This window comes from Pseudovibrio sp. Ad13 (genome assembly GCF_001623225.1).
Taxonomy (GTDB): domain Bacteria; phylum Pseudomonadota; class Alphaproteobacteria; order Rhizobiales; family Stappiaceae; genus Pseudovibrio.
The window spans coordinates 104,405-119,332 of record NZ_LMCC01000002.1; the positions used below are offsets into that span (position 1 = coordinate 104,405).

At 51.6% G+C, this 14,928-nt stretch carries 16 protein-coding genes; 8 read left to right on the forward strand and 8 right to left on the reverse strand.

Features of this window, described 5'->3' with window-relative positions; genetic code table 11:
- Positions 1 to 2 precede the first annotated feature (2 nt).
- The 3 genes from PsAD13_RS01345 to PsAD13_RS01355 all read left to right on the forward strand — a co-directional run bounded on the left by PsAD13_RS01345 (position 3) and on the right by PsAD13_RS01355 (position 4,965).
- Complete coding sequence (locus PsAD13_RS01345; RefSeq protein WP_063317082.1) at positions 3 to 2,900, forward strand: DNA translocase FtsK; 2,898 nt, start codon at positions 3 to 5, stop codon at positions 2,898 to 2,900.
- Positions 2,901 to 3,154: 254 nt separating this feature from the next.
- Complete coding sequence (locus tag PsAD13_RS01350) at positions 3,155 to 3,844, forward strand: outer-membrane lipoprotein carrier protein LolA (protein WP_063317083.1); 690 nt, start codon at positions 3,155 to 3,157, stop codon at positions 3,842 to 3,844.
- Between the two features lie 71 nt (positions 3,845 to 3,915).
- On the forward strand, positions 3,916 to 4,965 hold the full coding sequence (locus PsAD13_RS01355; protein ID WP_063317084.1) for a cyanophycin synthetase: 1,050 nt from the start codon (positions 3,916 to 3,918) through the stop codon (positions 4,963 to 4,965).
- Between the two features lie 64 nt (positions 4,966 to 5,029).
- On the opposite strand, the gene PsAD13_RS01360 is transcribed toward PsAD13_RS01355, so the two are convergent.
- Together PsAD13_RS01360 and PsAD13_RS01365 are read right to left on the reverse strand one after the other, a co-directional pair.
- Complete coding sequence (locus tag PsAD13_RS01360; RefSeq protein ID WP_057464660.1) at positions 5,030 to 5,236, reverse strand: DUF1737 domain-containing protein; 207 nt, start codon at positions 5,234 to 5,236, stop codon at positions 5,030 to 5,032.
- A gap of 91 nt (positions 5,237 to 5,327) precedes the next feature.
- Positions 5,328 to 6,230, reverse strand: a complete 903-nt coding sequence (locus tag PsAD13_RS01365; protein ID WP_063317085.1) for a CoA ester lyase — start codon at positions 6,228 to 6,230, stop codon at positions 5,328 to 5,330.
- Between the two features lie 268 nt (positions 6,231 to 6,498).
- On the opposite strand from PsAD13_RS01365, the gene PsAD13_RS01370 reads away from it, so the two are divergent.
- Positions 6,499 to 6,960, forward strand: a complete 462-nt coding sequence (locus tag PsAD13_RS01370; RefSeq protein ID WP_057464658.1) for a GNAT family N-acetyltransferase — start codon at positions 6,499 to 6,501, stop codon at positions 6,958 to 6,960.
- Between the two features lie 14 nt (positions 6,961 to 6,974).
- On the opposite strand, the gene PsAD13_RS01375 is transcribed toward PsAD13_RS01370, so the two are convergent.
- Positions 6,975 to 8,018, reverse strand: coding sequence for a DUF2125 domain-containing protein (locus PsAD13_RS01375; RefSeq protein WP_063317086.1), 1,044 nt, complete (start codon positions 8,016 to 8,018; stop codon positions 6,975 to 6,977).
- A gap of 94 nt (positions 8,019 to 8,112) precedes the next feature.
- On the opposite strand from PsAD13_RS01375, the gene PsAD13_RS27180 reads away from it, so the two are divergent.
- A complete protein-coding gene (locus tag PsAD13_RS27180) occupies positions 8,113 to 8,637 on the forward strand; it encodes a gamma-glutamylcyclotransferase (protein WP_082597033.1) in 525 nt (174 codons plus the stop codon).
- Between the two features lie 13 nt (positions 8,638 to 8,650).
- Here PsAD13_RS27180 and PsAD13_RS01385 read toward each other — a convergent pair whose 3' ends face one another.
- From PsAD13_RS01385 to ftsE, 5 genes are all read right to left on the reverse strand, one after another.
- Positions 8,651 to 9,022, reverse strand: coding sequence for a hypothetical protein (locus PsAD13_RS01385; protein ID WP_208980588.1), 372 nt, complete (start codon positions 9,020 to 9,022; stop codon positions 8,651 to 8,653).
- A 158-nt stretch (positions 9,023 to 9,180) separates the two neighbouring features.
- Complete coding sequence (locus PsAD13_RS01390; protein WP_208980589.1) at positions 9,181 to 9,888, reverse strand: lysophospholipid acyltransferase family protein; 708 nt, start codon at positions 9,886 to 9,888, stop codon at positions 9,181 to 9,183.
- A 137-nt stretch (positions 9,889 to 10,025) separates the two neighbouring features.
- Positions 10,026 to 10,733 (reverse strand): ElyC/SanA/YdcF family protein, encoded by a 708-nt coding sequence (locus tag PsAD13_RS01395; RefSeq protein WP_208986368.1) that lies wholly within the window; start codon positions 10,731 to 10,733, stop codon positions 10,026 to 10,028.
- A gap of 102 nt (positions 10,734 to 10,835) precedes the next feature.
- Positions 10,836 to 11,882: an ABC transporter permease gene (locus PsAD13_RS01400; RefSeq protein WP_063317088.1), complete on the reverse strand. Its 1,047-nt coding sequence runs from the start codon at positions 11,880 to 11,882 to the stop codon at positions 10,836 to 10,838.
- A 25-nt stretch (positions 11,883 to 11,907) separates the two neighbouring features.
- Complete coding sequence (gene ftsE, locus PsAD13_RS01405; RefSeq protein ID WP_057464653.1) at positions 11,908 to 12,567, reverse strand: cell division ATP-binding protein FtsE; 660 nt, start codon at positions 12,565 to 12,567, stop codon at positions 11,908 to 11,910.
- A 423-nt stretch (positions 12,568 to 12,990) separates the two neighbouring features.
- On the opposite strand from ftsE, the gene PsAD13_RS01410 reads away from it, so the two are divergent.
- The 3 genes from PsAD13_RS01410 to PsAD13_RS01420 are packed head-to-tail and all read left to right on the forward strand — an operon-like array spanning position 12,991 to position 14,908.
- Entirely contained in the window at positions 12,991 to 13,956 is a 966-nt protein-coding gene (locus PsAD13_RS01410) for a zinc-ribbon domain-containing protein (protein WP_063317089.1), read from the forward strand.
- Positions 13,953 to 14,498: a hypoxanthine phosphoribosyltransferase gene (hpt, locus tag PsAD13_RS01415; protein WP_057464651.1), complete on the forward strand. Its 546-nt coding sequence runs from the start codon at positions 13,953 to 13,955 to the stop codon at positions 14,496 to 14,498. The genes PsAD13_RS01410 and hpt overlap by 4 nt, the downstream gene beginning before the upstream one ends.
- A 14-nt stretch (positions 14,499 to 14,512) precedes the next feature.
- Positions 14,513 to 14,908 (forward strand): response regulator, encoded by a 396-nt coding sequence (locus PsAD13_RS01420; protein ID WP_063286186.1) that lies wholly within the window; start codon positions 14,513 to 14,515, stop codon positions 14,906 to 14,908.
- Positions 14,909 to 14,928 lie beyond the last annotated feature (20 nt).

Below are 14,928 nucleotides of genomic sequence, written 5' to 3' on the forward strand. Positions count from 1 at the left end.
GAATGCGTCAGGCTGCTGCAATGCAACGACCAAAAGCAAGCTCTGTTTCACTGGCTGATACAGAGAGCCCGATCAAGCGCTTTATCAAAAGCAACATAATCGTCATTGGTGGCGCGGTGATCCTCGTCATCGGTCTCTGTGTGGCGGCAGCCCTCGCAACATGGTCAACGGACGACCCAAGCTTGAATCACGCAACCAATGCGGAGATTCATAATGCACTGGGTCAGACTGGAGCCATTGTTGCAGACGTTCTGATGCAGACAATCGGGCTGGCAACAGCTGTCTTTCTGGTGCCCATCTTCATCTGGGGTTGGCGCCTGTCTCTCAAATACACATCTGGTGTCACCCGCAAACGCTTTCTGACCTGGCTTGTCGGAACCGTGCTGTTTGCAGGTGGTCTGGCGGCCATTCCAATTCCATCAAGCTGGCCATTGCCAACAGGACTTGGCGGTTTCCTTGGTGACTGGATCTTCTCAGTTCCAACCGCAATCCTGCCAGAGCTCTCAACCGGCATGAGAACCCTGACCGGTGCTGTCGGCCTTGGTCTGCCTTCAATTGTGCTATTAGCTTACGCAGCTGGTCTCATCGGCAAAGACCCAACCCCTGCAGAATTCGCCGAAGACGAAGCTGTTGAAGATGAATACACTCCTCACGAAGCGTTGCCGTTTACGGAAGATTCTGAGGAAGACTATGACGGCGAAAACAACCGCTATTATGCAATCATTGGCGCGCTAAGCCACTGGAAGCTCATGGCAACCAGCGCGATCCAGCGCACGGTCTTCAAGCGCAAGCTGGTCACTGAGCAAAACTGGCAGGAAGAAGATTATGCAGCAGCTCCGCATGATCCAAACCAGCCTCAGCAACCTGAATACTACGAAGAAGAACAGCAAGACCAACAGGCAGATCAGCAGTGGGAAGAGCACGAAGCTGATGAAGATGAGCCCGCTGAAAAAGGCGGGCTGGTTTCCCGTTTAAGACGCAAAGTAGCGGCCAAGCTTATGCCTGTCGAAGACGATGGCCTCAGCGATTACTATCAGCAGGAAGCTCAGAGTGAGCGGCCTGATGTGCAGTTTGACCCACAACACGACAACACCCAACATTACGCTGCACAAAACGAGCACTATCCTGAAGAACAGTGGGAGCCCGTTCCGGCAGGTGAACCCGTTTATGATGAACAGGGATATGTGCTCGGACCAGATGAATACCATGAGGGCGAAGACCTTCATCTCGGCCCTCAGCCAGATGCACCGATCGGCATTGCAAGTCCTGATGAGCAAGAACCACCAATGCAGGCGGCGCCTCAACAACAGCCACCACGCCCTGCTCCGGGGCGCTCTGTACCGCGCCCGTTTGCTCAGGAAAAAAGATCTACTGCAATTATCAAACAGCCACCGTTTGAATTGCCAAGCATTGAACTGCTCGCTGAGCCTCAGGCCGACGGCAAACAACGCCTGAGCAAAGATGCGCTTGAGCAAAATGCCCGTATTCTGGAAGGTGTGCTGGGTGACTTTGGCGTCCGCGGCGAAATCATCGCAGTTCGTCCGGGACCTGTTGTAACCCTTTACGAACTGGAGCCGGCACCGGGCATCAAATCTTCCCGCGTCATCGGTCTGGCAGACGACATCGCCCGCTCCATGAGCGCAATCTCTGCACGTGTGGCCGTTATTCCGGGTAAAAACGCCATAGGTATCGAACTGCCAAACGCCAAGCGCGAAACCGTATACCTTCGCGAACTTCTGGATTCTGAGGACTTTGACGCGTCCAAAGCAAAGCTGGCTATGGCACTCGGCAAAACCATTAATGGTGAAGCCGTCATCGCCGACCTTGCCCGCATGCCGCACTTGCTCGTGGCTGGTACCACGGGCTCTGGTAAGTCCGTTTCCGTAAACACCATGATCCTCTCCTTGCTCTACAGGCTCACCCCTGAGCAGTGTAAGATGATTATGATCGATCCAAAGATGCTGGAACTATCCATTTATGACGGCATCCCACACCTTCTCACCCCTGTTGTGACCGATCCAAACAAAGCTGTTGTGGCTTTGAAATGGACCGTTCGTGAGATGGAAGATCGCTACAAGAAAATGTCCAAGATGGGCGTGCGCAATATCGACGGGTACAACACCCGCATTGAGCAAGCCATGAAGAAGGGCGAAAGCTTCACCCGAACCGTTCAGACCGGTTTTGACAAAAACACTGGCGAGCCAATCTTCGAAGAAGAAGAACTGCCAATGGAGAAAATGCCGTACATCGTCGTGGTCGTCGATGAAATGGCTGATCTCATGATGGTGGCTGGTAAGGACATCGAAGGCGCAATCCAGCGTCTGGCACAGATGGCCCGTGCAGCTGGTATCCACTTGATCATGGCAACCCAGCGCCCATCCGTGGACGTCATCACCGGTACCATTAAGGCCAACTTCCCAACCCGTATTTCGTTCCAGGTGACGTCTAAGATCGACAGTCGCACAATCCTTGGCGAAATGGGCGCAGAACAACTGCTTGGTATGGGTGACATGCTTTACATGGCTGCTGGCGGTAGAACCCAACGTGTTCACGGTCCATTCGTCGCTGATGATGAAGTGGAAGACATCGTTTCACACCTCAAAGAGCAAGGAACACCAACTTATCTCTCTGACGTGACTGAAGACGCCGAGTCTGAAGGCGGTTACGACGCTCTGACCCAAGGCTCCGGCAACGCAACCAACGACCTGTTCGATCAGGCCGTCGCAATCGTCGCCAGAGACCGCAAAGCATCGACCTCCTACATTCAGCGCCGCCTTTCAATTGGCTACAACCGTGCAGCTTCTCTCATTGAGCGCATGGAGCAGGAAGGCATGATCAGCCCAGCGAACCATGCCGGTAAGCGCGAGATCCTGCTTCCAGAAAACGGCGAACAGTTCTGATACTTCTCTTACAGCAGTCTGCCTATAGCCAATCACAGGGAGACTGCTGTAAAACACTCCCGAAAAGTTGATCAGTCTTTTCGGAGATCTCTAGGCGAATTTATGGAATTTGAGGCATATGCCCCATCTTCGCCTTATGGTAACGATAGCCTTTCAGAATGAGGGTTCACAAATAACCGCAAGCTGGATTTAGAGAAGAGTTAATCAACTCGCCTTACGGTTGTTCTACGAGTTTTGACAGCGGAGTTATATTTATGATTGCATCTCAGGCGATCTCTTTTGGTAGGATTGGCAAAAGCCTCGCAATTGCGGCAGCGCTTTTTATTGGTTCTGTCCCACTGACTGCGGAACACTCCGCCGCTCAAACAGCCCAGCAGGTACAGCCAGTCGCGCTGACCAACGTGCAAGCCATTGACGCCGTTAGCAAGTATTTCAACTCTGTTCGCAACATGCACGGCAAGTTCGTGCAGTTTGGCCCAACTGGCGGGCGTGTAGAAGGCCAGTTCTTCATCAGCCGCCCGGGCAAAGTCCGCTTCTATTACAACAAGCCTTCTACACTCGACATCATTGCTGACGGCAGCATGGTTTCAGTGAAGGACCGTAAGTTGCAGACACAGGACATTTGGCCGCTTTCCCAGACACCACTACGCTTCCTGCTGGCTGATAAAATCGACCTTAAGACAGACGCCAATGTAACCAACGTGGTTGTTGAGCCAGATCTCATCACAATTGCGATCGACGACAAAACCCGTTTCACATCTGGCCGCCTGACACTGATTTTCGACGCAAGGAACTACAAGCTCAAGCAATGGACCGTACGCGACGCACAGGGTTATGACACGTCTGTTGCGATCTATGACGTGACTGAGAACGGCGCGACTAACCCGGATCTGTTCAAGATTGATTACATCGCGAATTCCCGTCAGCGACGCGGCAACAACTAGAGCCTTAAGCAAAATTCTGATGTATGAAGAGGAGTGCTTCGGCGCTCCTTTTTTTTAGCTTGAGAACTTGAATGCAGTTTATCCCTGTTTCGCCTGACCTGCCGAACCTCCCTCTTGCCCCACGCTTGCTTGCAGAGCTGTGTCAGGAGAAAGGCATCAAACTCGCTCTCGACAGCGAGTTCTTCTATTTCGGCTATATCGAAACAGGCAGCGACAAACGCTTTCCCATCAAGGGCGGAGCCTTCGCACTCAATAGCTATGCAGCTGGAGAAGCTGCACGGGACAAGGATTTCTGCGGCCGCCTGCTACAGGACGCTGGCCTGCCAACCCCAAACTTCAAACTCATTCATTCAGACAAAGCCATCAGGCAACTCAGCACTGCCAACCCACATGTCGCCAAAAGCCTGAATACGCTCACAGGTGCAGGCAAGATCGCTCAGTCACTGGGTTATCCGGTTTTCATAAAACCCAATGAAGGCACCCAGGGCGTCGGCGTTCAGAAGATCTCTGATGAGGCGGAACTCATCTCCCACCTGACAAACGCTCTGCGATCCAACGACCGCATGCTGGTACAGGAAGCTGTCTCAGGCCGTGACTACCGCGTGATTGTACTTGATGGAACCATTCTGGCCATCATCGAACGGCGCCCTCTCTCCATCATCGGAGATGGCACCAACACCATTGCAGAACTACTGGCTGCAAAAATCAAAACCCTCACCACCCGTAGCGGCGGTTATAAGGTTGAAAACGACGACCCGCGCATCCTCAAAGCCATTCAGGAAGCAGGATACGATCTGGCAACCGTTCTCCATAACGGAGAATTCCTGCAGCTCCTCTCCAACGCCAACCTCTCAACCGGTGGTGAAGCGGTCGACGTCACCGACCTAGCCTCACAACGCTTCAAAGATCTGGCCGTGGAAGCTGCGCGTGTATGCGGCTTGCGCTATGCAGGCGTCGATATCCTTTGCGATGACCTCAGCAAAGACGACGCACCAGCAAATGTCTTGGAACTAAATGCAGGCCCCGGCCTCACCAACTTCTGGCAGGCTTCCCCAAACCATCATCATCGCATTAGAGCGGTCTATCGGGGTGTTTTAGAGGCTATGCTGGAAAGCGCCTAACGGCAGCCCAAAAGCAAAATGGCGGGAAATTCCCGCCACTTCCAACATCAATCAAAGACGTGTCTTACCAAGCACCAAGCTTGGTCTCTGGCGTGTACTTCTCACCATCAACATGCTTGACCACAGCCTGACCACAAATGGTAAGGCCCTGAGTTGCGTCATAAGTCATGGTTGGAGAGCCCTGCAGTTCCCAACCTTTGTTGAGCGCTTCAGTGACGCGGTGACAAAACTTTGCAGAATCCGGTTCGGTGATGAGGCGGTAAAGGCGCATGTTTATTCCTTTAAATTCTTCTGGTGTGGGCGGGAACCTACCAGCCACACCTATCAGATACCAGAGGTTAAAACGTGCGCAGAGTTCAAATTTACGCGTTCACGTGCCGCTTGATAGCTTCAGCAATCGCAACCGTTTTGCGGCCAATATCTGCATGCAAACGCTCAACCATCTTGCCGTCAACCTGCACGGCGCCTTTGCTCTGGTTTTCTGGCAGTTCAAACTCGGCAATCATCTTCTTCGCCCACTCAACATCCGCCTTACTCGGCGCAAAGGCAGTGTTGCAAGGCCCAAGCTGCTTCGGATGGATCAACGTCTTGCCATCCAGACCCATCTCAGCCCCCTGCCTACATTCTTCCGCAAAGCCCTCAAGATCAGAGAAGTTGTTGTAAACGCCATCCAGAATATCCGCACCACCAACACGCGCGATCGCCAGGAAGGTCATCAGCCAAGGCATCAAAACAGCACGACCCGGTAGGATTTGTGCACCACTCTCCTTGCTCAGATCATTGGTGCCAATGATGAATACATCCAGACGATTATGCGGGTCCTTGGCAGCCTCAGCAATTTCGGAGGCATTGAGGATCGCACCCGGCGTCTCAAGCATCGCCCAAATGCGAACACTATCAGCACCTTGCTCTGTCAGATAATCAGCAACGGGCTTGATATCAGCAAGGCTTTCCACCTTCGGCAGAAGCACAGCATCCGGCTTGGCAGCAACAGCTGCTCTCAGGTCTTCCTGGCCCCAGGGTGTCTTCATCCCATTGATACGAATAACAAGCTCACGATGCCCGTAACCGCCACCAGCGACAGCCTCACACACCTGAGTACGTGCCATCTCTTTGGCATCAGGCGCAACAGCGTCTTCAAGGTCCAGCAGCAGCACATCCACATCCAGCCCCTTGGCCTTTTCCAGTGCCCGTGCGTTTGAACCTGGCATGTAAAGCGCACTACGACGCGGTCTGATACTGTGAACTTGCTCTGAGCTAGACATGACACTTCCTGTTGCGTTGCAAAATCAAGCTGAGTTTAGAGGCGTCAATCCGCCTTCACTACTCACCATTCGTGCTATTTGCGAGTTTTGAACCGTCAAACACTAGGTCTTTGGCCGCAATAATAGCATCGATGAAAATCAAGCCAGCCTCAGGAATTAGGGATCCCACAAAATTCCAAGCCCTATGAGACTTTCACACCTTGATTTTAAGGGATTTTTGGGGTCACTCTATAACGCAAAATCAAACGAAGGAACGGGAAGAGGTATAATGGCTGATCTTTCTTTTAGAGCCTTAAAACCCGGTGACGCGCCAGACTTGGCCCCTCTCATTGCAGAGAATGCACAAGCTCTCAAGCGCGGTGCTCCACGTCGCCCGGACGAAGTCTTTTCCGAGCGCCTGCTCGAAGACAAGTCCATCGAAATCATTGGTGCATTCGAAGGCGAGACACTGGTTGGCTTTGCCGCTTTCTTTGACATTCCAGACCTGATCTCTGGCCTGCGCATTGGCCAGTTGGATGATATCTACGTCGTGCAGAACCACCGCCATACCGGCATTGGTCGCACTCTCGTGGAAGAAATCTCCAGGATCGGTAAAGAACGTGACTGGCTTCACGTCCGCTGGCTGGTGCCAAACAAAAACAAGGTCGACAACAGCCTCTTTGAAAATCTGGCAGAACCAGACGACAAAGACAGCTTCATCGTCCCGATTGACCGTCTGGCTCTCGCATAAACCAAAAGCGGCTCTTACGAGCCGCTTTCTTTTATGATCAGCTGAGGCACAGGCCCCAGATCAAAGAACGCGATACGAGCACGCCCATTCTCTATGGTTACTGGGATCTTGAGTGTCGGCACACCATTTACCGCACTTCCCTGCCCAATACTCATCGCAGTCTTCTGCAGCGACTCGAGCATCTTGGAGCCTTGTGGGAACAATGGTCGCAACACATCCTCCAGCTGATGAATACCAGTGATCACCAGTGGCAGCGTTCCATTCAAACGACCCTGACGGTCAATAACCAGATCACCACCCGTATTGACGGAAAACTCGCCGCTTTTCAGCTGCAAGCTGGAGAGGTTGACCTTTAATTCTTCATCAACCATCAAATCAGCAATATTGCGAACTTTGCCGTCCAGAAGCTTCGAACCCTCCGGCAACAGAATAACAAGGCTGATATCCAGCGGCACATCATCAGACACTTTGCCCGCTGTCAGGCCATTGACCTGCACAGCCAGATCAAGCGCGTCCTCATTGCCTTCAACGCGGCGCATATGCGCTTCTGTCCGCTCAGCATTCAGCTCAACAGACTGCTCGCCAATGGTGTAAGTCAGCTTCGGCTCTTTAAAGACAGCGTCAATTTTAGCAGGCTTACTGTTTTCAGCCACCACGCTCGCCTGAGCCGTTTTCCAATGCGCAGAGTATGCAGGCCCCTGCTGGCCAAAGTTTGCCTCAGCAGGACCAGTCGCCTCAAAGATCACATGGGTCGGGTTATAAGCCAGCGCTACACCACGTAACTCATTGATAAAATACCACTCTCCGTTCTTGTCCATGCGGAACGGGGTACAGGTCAGTTCAAATCGGAACGGGTAACCGCCAAGTTGCTGGTCACCACATTCAAGACTTCCGCCGTCTGCTTCAGCAACCTTCACACCGTTGCGAATAACGTCAGAAACAATACCGCGCCCAACTGCCCAATAGGCGGACCACCCGCCAATAATCAAGGCGACAAGGATCGCCAAAACGAAATACGCCGACTTTCTTGGAGGCCGGGATACTTTTGGTTCAGTCATCTACTCTCCGTTACCCTCACACAGTGCTGTGAGTTGCATGCTGATTACGAGCCTGATAGGCGTGTCACTCAAAGAATTCTACGAGAAAATAGTTATGCGAGATTTATGGATATTTGGCTACGGCTCACTAATTTGGCGCCCTGGCTTTACTTTCGAGCAAGCAGTCCCCGCAATCTTGCATGGCGTTCATAGATCTCTCTGCGTGTATTCATGGGTTCATCGTGGGACTCAAGACAACCCTGGACTGGTATTTGGGCTGGATAAAGGCGGTGCTTGCATCGGCATGGCATTCAGGGTCTCACCAGAAAACTGGCAGCACACACTTGGGTATCTCCGCGAGCGTGAACAGCAAACCATGGTGTATCTGGAAACACACCGCCGTGTCCGTTTGCTGGACGAGGAAGGCACCAAAGTTCGTGCAGTCACATTCGTTGCAGACCAGAAACACGAGCAATATGCAGGTGCGTTACCGCTAAAAGACCAATTGCAGATTGTAAAAGGGGCTGTGGGTCAGTCTGGCGCAAATCCGGAGTATGTACTCAACACTCACGCACATATGAAGGAAATGGGTATTAAAGACCAGAACGTAGAATGGCTGGCACGACAACTCTCGATATAGCTTCAGGTTTCGACTACTCGTCTTCCTGCTTGATATAAGAAAAGATCCCCGTACGCAGATCATTGTGAGCGCGATCCCTCTCCGCGCTGTCTTCTGCCAGAAGATGTACGTATGCACCCTGCGAAGGTTTCAGCGCAGGCATTGGGGTCTTTTCATTCGACATACCCAAAAACCCGAGCCAGACAACGGCTTCGCTCTTCTTGTCTGTGATCAGAACAAGGTTCTCCGCATAGTCAGAAACCTCTTCCGGAGAGATCCGGGTAAAGAGGTAACGATGCCCGGATGCACCAGACCAGTATTTAAACTGGCTGCCAGCACCTAGCTCCTCTGACACGCGTGGAGACCTGCCACTTGGCAAGCGATCATCAAACAATGAGTACTGCAACGCACTCTCCTGATTTCTCCTGCTATTTCCCATAGTACTTTATAGAACAAACTGCGAACATGTTACAAGTTAAGCCAGAGCATTGTCAAAAAAAGAAGCCGCCTTTAAGGCAAAGGCGGCCTTCTTCCTTTGAAACATCTGATTTCCACGCAAAATCTTTATTTTTTCTTATATTCTGCCTGCCGTACACGGGCTTCTTTGATGATAACGTTATCCGGCGTATCTTTTTCGGCTTCATCCAGCAAACGGTCGGAGGCAGTCTCGATCCGTTCCTGCAACAACTTGAAGAACTCTTCCGGTGGCAAGCCCGGCTGAATAGGCTCAAGGATCTCTGCTTTGATCGTGCCAGGGAAACGGAAGAACCGGCGACGCGGCCAATAAACACCTGAGTTAAGAGCAATCGGAACAATCGGACAATTCAGCGTCTTATAAAGGTGCACTATACCATATTTGTATTGTGGCTCAGCACCAGCAGGACGGCGTGTTCCTTCAGGGTAGATGATGATATTGCGATTTTCCGCAATTGCCTCAGCGGCCCGTCTACCCATGGCAGCAAGGGCCTTACCCTTTTTACCACGATCAACAGGGATCTGGCGGAACTTCATCAGATACCATCCGAAGAACGGCACCCAGCGCAGCTCACGCTTCAAAATAAACGTTGGCTGGCGATAATACTCAGCAAGCGCAAATGTTTCCCATGCAGACTGGTGCTTGGAAACAATGACACAGCCGGTATCTGGCAGGTTTTCGATGCCTGTGATCTCAGACTTTACACCACCAACCCAACGCAACAGAAACTTCTCTACACGGCCCCAGAATGGCAGCAGCCACCAGCAATACCGGACAGGAAGCACAAACAAAAACATACATGCGATCATAATGATCAGGGTGCTGATGTAAAAAAGCACGTTAAAAAGAACGGAACGCAGGACGAGCATAGGACCTTCACAACCATTTCCACCCGACACTATGCCAAGGTGAATTCAGATTTCATCTTACGAAATTAAGAGGAGTGTTTTACAGGGAATACAGCGTCCAGCTCAACTCGCAGCCGAACGAGGATATACTTCACATATTCGCGTAGGAGAAGCTTTGTTATCGAAGAACTTTCATACCAATGCTCTAAATCCAGCTCTTTATGGTAGACAGGACTTGGGTAAAGCTCAGCATCCGGCAGGCGAACTTGCAATTCGGCCAATGCTCTAGGCATGTGATAGGCACTGGTAACGACCAACAGTGAGCTGAACTGATTTTTTCGCACCCAGTTGGCAGTTTCCTCGGCATTCCCGATGGTATTGAGCGCTTTTCGGTCCAGATCAACGCAGCAATCAAACAACCACATGCGTTTGGAATTGAGCCGCGCAATCTGCTTTGCACTGGTTGATGGGTGAACGCCAGAGATCAAAAGACGCTTCGCGCTTCCCACTTCCAGAAGATCCAGACTTTGCGAAATCCGGTCTCGACCACCCGTCAAAACAACAATGCCATCAGCATGTTTGGGTACAACCGCCTGCACAGAGGGCTGCAAAACTTCCACAAACCACAAGAAGCCAGCTGCAAAAACGACAGAGCAAATCAGAAACAACAAAAAGAAAAAACGGACACTGCGCCGGACAAACGACTTCCGGCCAGGGCGTTTATCAACGCTGGCTGGTACCGACTCTTGCTCACCGGTTGCTTTAAATTTAGCCGCTGTGTCGCGCGTATTCAAAGAATGCTCCATGATGTCGCTACAATGCTTATAGCCACAAACCTGAACGAATATTTTCCTGACTACATATCAGAACTGGCGAAAATGGAAAGAAAACGACACTTAATCCATATTTGCCAAATGTCTGTGGACAGCCAGACGAGACGTCAGGGCGGTCAATACCGCAACAAGCACCACAACAGCAATAATTCCAACATACCCAATAGCACTCACCTGCACCGCCCCAAACAAGGCCTGCACCTGATTTCCACTGACGGAAGTGATGTCCGAGCTCCCAAAGAAGCCCATAACCAGAAAGCTCAGTGCGGCAATCGTACCGCCAATGAACCCGCCTTTAAGCCCTAACACCAGGAAGTGACGCTGAAACTCGGAGGCAATAAAACTAACTTCCGCGCCAACAAAGTGCAGCACCTCAACCACATCCTTGTTACCGGACATAGCAGCCTGCGTCGCAAAAATGACGGAGAGCACCATGGAAAACAGAACGAGCACCAAAATACCAAAACCCACAAGCACAGCTGTGTTCGCCATCGCTGAAAGCTGACGGTTCCAGACACGGTGATCATCCACCGATGCTGCACGAATATCCTGCTCAATCTGAGCCTTCATATCTGCCAGATTAAGCAGCTCAGGATCATCTATCTCCACCAGAACAAGACGCGGAACCGGAAGCTCTTCCAGTTCAAGCCCCTCCCCAAGCCAGGGCTGAAGCAATCCCTTGGTTTCTTCATCAGAAAGAGCGCGCGCGTCTCCAACACCGGGAAACTCGCGAACAAGAGCCAGCGTGCGATCAATCTCCTGCAGCATGTTCACGCCATCCGCAGGACGGATCTGCACAGTGACCTCGCGCACCAGATCATTGGTCCAGTCATTCGCCGCATCATTGACGATGGCCACAAATCCAACGGTCAGGCAGGCCAGAAAGCTCATGATCGCCACAACAAGCATCAGGGCCTGACCGGAGATCGCCTGCGGTGGAACAATCGGGGCAGGTCTTTCTTTGAGCTTAAACCGTAACCCGGAAGGTTTCGCACCCGCCGCTTTTTTGACCGGACGACCACCCTTGCCTTTTGGCGGTCCTTTCCGCGGCTTGCCAGGCCTTTTTTGTCCAGCTGGCACACGTTTTGGCCCGGACTTTGGGCCAGACATTGGCGGTTCTCTTCTTTGCTGAGTATCAGTCATGAACAGCCAACCGCCCGTCGTTGAGGATAAGATGCCGAGCTTCCACCTGCTCCAGCAAATGGAAATCGTGGGTTGCTATCACCACGGAAGTGCCAAGCCGGTTCAATTCAATGAACAAACGCAGCAAACGGCGGGCAAGCGGCGGGTCCACGTTACCTGTCGGCTCATCCGCGAGCAAAACTTCAGGCCGCGTGATCAACGCCCGTGCAATAGCAGCACGCTGCTTTTCACCACCGGAAAGAACAGGCGGCAGCACATGCATACGGTCACCAAGTCCCACCCACTTCAGCAAATCGATCACATCAGGACGGTACTCTGCCTCGGATTTCCCCGCAACACGGTGCGGCAGAGCCACATTCTCGTAGGTGGTCAGGTGATCCAGCAACCGGAAATCCTGAAACACCACACCAATCCGGCGGCGCATAGATGGCAGCTCAGCCTTTGCGATCTTGGTGGTGTCTTTGCCGAAAACAGAAATCAACCCGCGAGTGGGGCGCATAGAAAGGAATAACAGGCGCAGCAAACTGGTTTTGCCCGCACCTGAAGGACCAGTGAGAAACTGAAAAGATTGCGGCTCAATGGAAAAGGTCAAATCCCGAAGTACTTCAGTGCCCATGCCATACCGAAGTCCCACATTCTCAAAGCGTATCACCGAAAATTCCCCTAGCAGACGTAAGGTTTCGCCTTATCAGAAAAATGAGGCCAAACTCGTGCAAATCACTCTAAAAAATAATTTTCTCGCGTTCAATTTTTGACTGAACTTACCCCTGCAAATTTATGCGAGCCTGTTCCTTTGGATATCCCTCGAATAAATTAACACTTCATTAAGGATATAGAGGTCCTCATACTTCAGATAGTATAAATTCTAGTCACTCAACCTGACGTGAAGCACCAGTATTTAGGCTAGTCAAAGCCTACGCAGTTGAGTACTTGTGAGTATATTGCATATTTGGTGGCTCTGAGACGTGTTCCCGACAGCCTCCTTCGGCTCTCGAAGACGAATACGCTAGAAAATGAAGGATTTAAGCGGCTTGTCCATTCCTTTTAAAGGCCGACCGCTTTTGGACCACGCTCGATGAAAATTATCTGCCCTCAATGTAATACTGCCTACGAGATCCCAACGGACAAAATTGGAGAGACTGGCCGCAAAGTAAAATGCGCCAGCTGCAATCATATCTGGCAGGTTACACCAGAGGTAGAGGACGATTGGGCTGCTGCACTCGATGCTGAGCCCGAAGTACACAACAATTCAACACCCGATGACGACCGCAAAGAGCCCTCGTTCTCCGAAAGCTTGGATGAAAGCGATTGGGCTGGTCTCGGCGATAAAGCAGATCGTCACGAAGCATTTTCAGAAGAAGACCTTGTAGGAAAACCCAAGGAAGAACCTTCAGATTCAAGCGGTTCTATGGGCAAGGACACCGGCACTCAGTCCAGTGACAAGGCCGGCAACTCTTATGAGGCATCAGAAGAACCAATGGGTTCTGAAGAGGATAAACCCGACGATAAAAAGAAATCTGAAGGCACCTCTCAAAAGTCCAACCGAAGATCTAGAAAAAAAACCAAGTCATCCCGCAAATCAGGTGTTATAAGCGCGAAAGGCCTGCTGGGCGCAAGTCTTCTTGCTGCTTCACTCGCACTCTGTTTTTCAGCTGTGCACTACCGTGAATCAATAGTAAGAACCTTCCCCGATTTGGCTGGTCTTTACCAGTTGGCTGGTATGACCGTAAATCTGCGTGGTCTTGTATTTAAGGATCTGAGAACATTCCGTGAGGTGGACGACGGTTCCGTCGTGCTTGTTGTGGAAGGCTCTGTAGAAAATGTTACAAGAAGCGAGACGTATATTCCGGCGATTAAGCTGGCGTTGCGCTCACTGGACACGCAAGAGATACACTCCTGGATTGTTGAGCCAAGAGAAGACTGGCTTGCACCAGGTGATAAAACCCGGTTCAGAGCTCGGCTAAACAATCCGCCAGAGCGAGCCGCCGACATTCAATTGCGCTTTGTTGAGCGCCAAAAGAAAAGAGCGAGCATTAGATGACCGGTAACCCGGAAATCCGCGTGCTGTTTGATGAAGAAGCAATCGCGGCACGCGTAAAAGCCGTCGCAGAAGCTATCTCACAGGACAAGCCTCACAATCTCCTCGTAGTAGCGGTCTTGAAAGGAAGCTTCATTTTTGCAGCTGACCTTGCCCGTGCTTTGCACAGGGCAGGTTCCGTTCCGGAAATGGAATTTTTACACCTTTCAAGTTATGGAAGTGGAACGGTGTCGTCAGGAGAGGTAAAAGTCCTCCGCGATATCGAAAGCGACGTGACCGGAAGAGACGTCATCTTGGTTGATGATATTCTTGAATCCGGCCGCACTCTGAAGTTTGCACGCGACATGATCGCCGAACGTGGAGCCAAGTCTGTCCGGATTGCTGCACTCCTGGACAAACCGAACCACAGAAAAGCCGATGTTAAATCGGATTATACGGGCTTTGATTGTCCGGATAAATTCGTCGTCGGCTACGGCATGGACATGGGGCATGCATGGAGACAGTTACCATTCATCGGCTATGTGCCGCAGGAAGGTGACGACTAACTAGGGGGGCTATAATGGCTCACATACTTCTGACGGAAGACGATGATGCGGTCCGCGCCTTTGTAAAACGTGCATTGGAGCTGGACGGGCACAAAGTGACCGCCGTAGAAGATGGCGCCGAAGCCGCTCTTGTACTGCTGCAACAGCAGGGCAGGTTTGACCTTCTGCTCTCCGACATCAGAATGCCGGAGATGGACGGTATCGAACTTGCTATGCAAAGTAGCGCTCGCTATCCGGGCCTGCCAATCCTTTTGATGACCGGTTACGCAGACCAGCGTGAACGCTCTGAAGAAGTCGGTAAATGCGTGAAGGACGTACTGACAAAACCATTTTCACTGGTGGAAGTCAGAAAAGCCGTCACCACTGCCTTGGCAGAAGAAGAAGGCTCTCAGCAAACCGCGTTTGCTTAAAGCCCTTCCCCAATAAAGTT

Excerpts from the sequence above, each read along its gene's own strand:
- PsAD13_RS01345 (WP_063317082.1), top strand. The coding sequence starts at position 3 with ATGCGTCAGGCTGCTGCAATGCAACGACCAAAAGCAAGCTCTGTTTCA.
- PsAD13_RS01400 (WP_063317088.1), bottom strand. The coding sequence starts at position 11,882 with ATGTCTGGCCCAAAGTCCGGGCCAAAACGTGTGCCAGCTGGACAAAAA.
- PsAD13_RS01350 (WP_063317083.1), top strand. The coding sequence starts at position 3,155 with ATGATTGCATCTCAGGCGATCTCTTTTGGTAGGATTGGCAAAAGCCTC.
- PsAD13_RS01420 (WP_063286186.1), top strand. The coding sequence starts at position 14,513 with ATGGCTCACATACTTCTGACGGAAGACGATGATGCGGTCCGCGCCTTT.
- PsAD13_RS01375 (WP_063317086.1), bottom strand. The coding sequence starts at position 8,018 with ATGACTGAACCAAAAGTATCCCGGCCTCCAAGAAAGTCGGCGTATTTC.
- PsAD13_RS01360 (WP_057464660.1), bottom strand. The coding sequence starts at position 5,236 with ATGCGCCTTTACCGCCTCATCACCGAACCGGATTCTGCAAAGTTTTGT.
- hpt (WP_057464651.1), top strand. The coding sequence starts at position 13,953 with ATGACCGGTAACCCGGAAATCCGCGTGCTGTTTGATGAAGAAGCAATC.
- PsAD13_RS01390 (WP_208980589.1), bottom strand. The coding sequence starts at position 9,888 with ATGTTTTTGTTTGTGCTTCCTGTCCGGTATTGCTGGTGGCTGCTGCCA.
- PsAD13_RS01365 (WP_063317085.1), bottom strand. The coding sequence starts at position 6,230 with ATGTCTAGCTCAGAGCAAGTTCACAGTATCAGACCGCGTCGTAGTGCG.
- PsAD13_RS01410 (WP_063317089.1), top strand. The coding sequence starts at position 12,991 with ATGAAAATTATCTGCCCTCAATGTAATACTGCCTACGAGATCCCAACG.
- PsAD13_RS01370 (WP_057464658.1), top strand. The coding sequence starts at position 6,499 with ATGGCTGATCTTTCTTTTAGAGCCTTAAAACCCGGTGACGCGCCAGAC.
- PsAD13_RS27180 (WP_082597033.1), top strand. The coding sequence starts at position 8,113 with ATGCGAGATTTATGGATATTTGGCTACGGCTCACTAATTTGGCGCCCT.
- PsAD13_RS01355 (WP_063317084.1), top strand. The coding sequence starts at position 3,916 with ATGCAGTTTATCCCTGTTTCGCCTGACCTGCCGAACCTCCCTCTTGCC.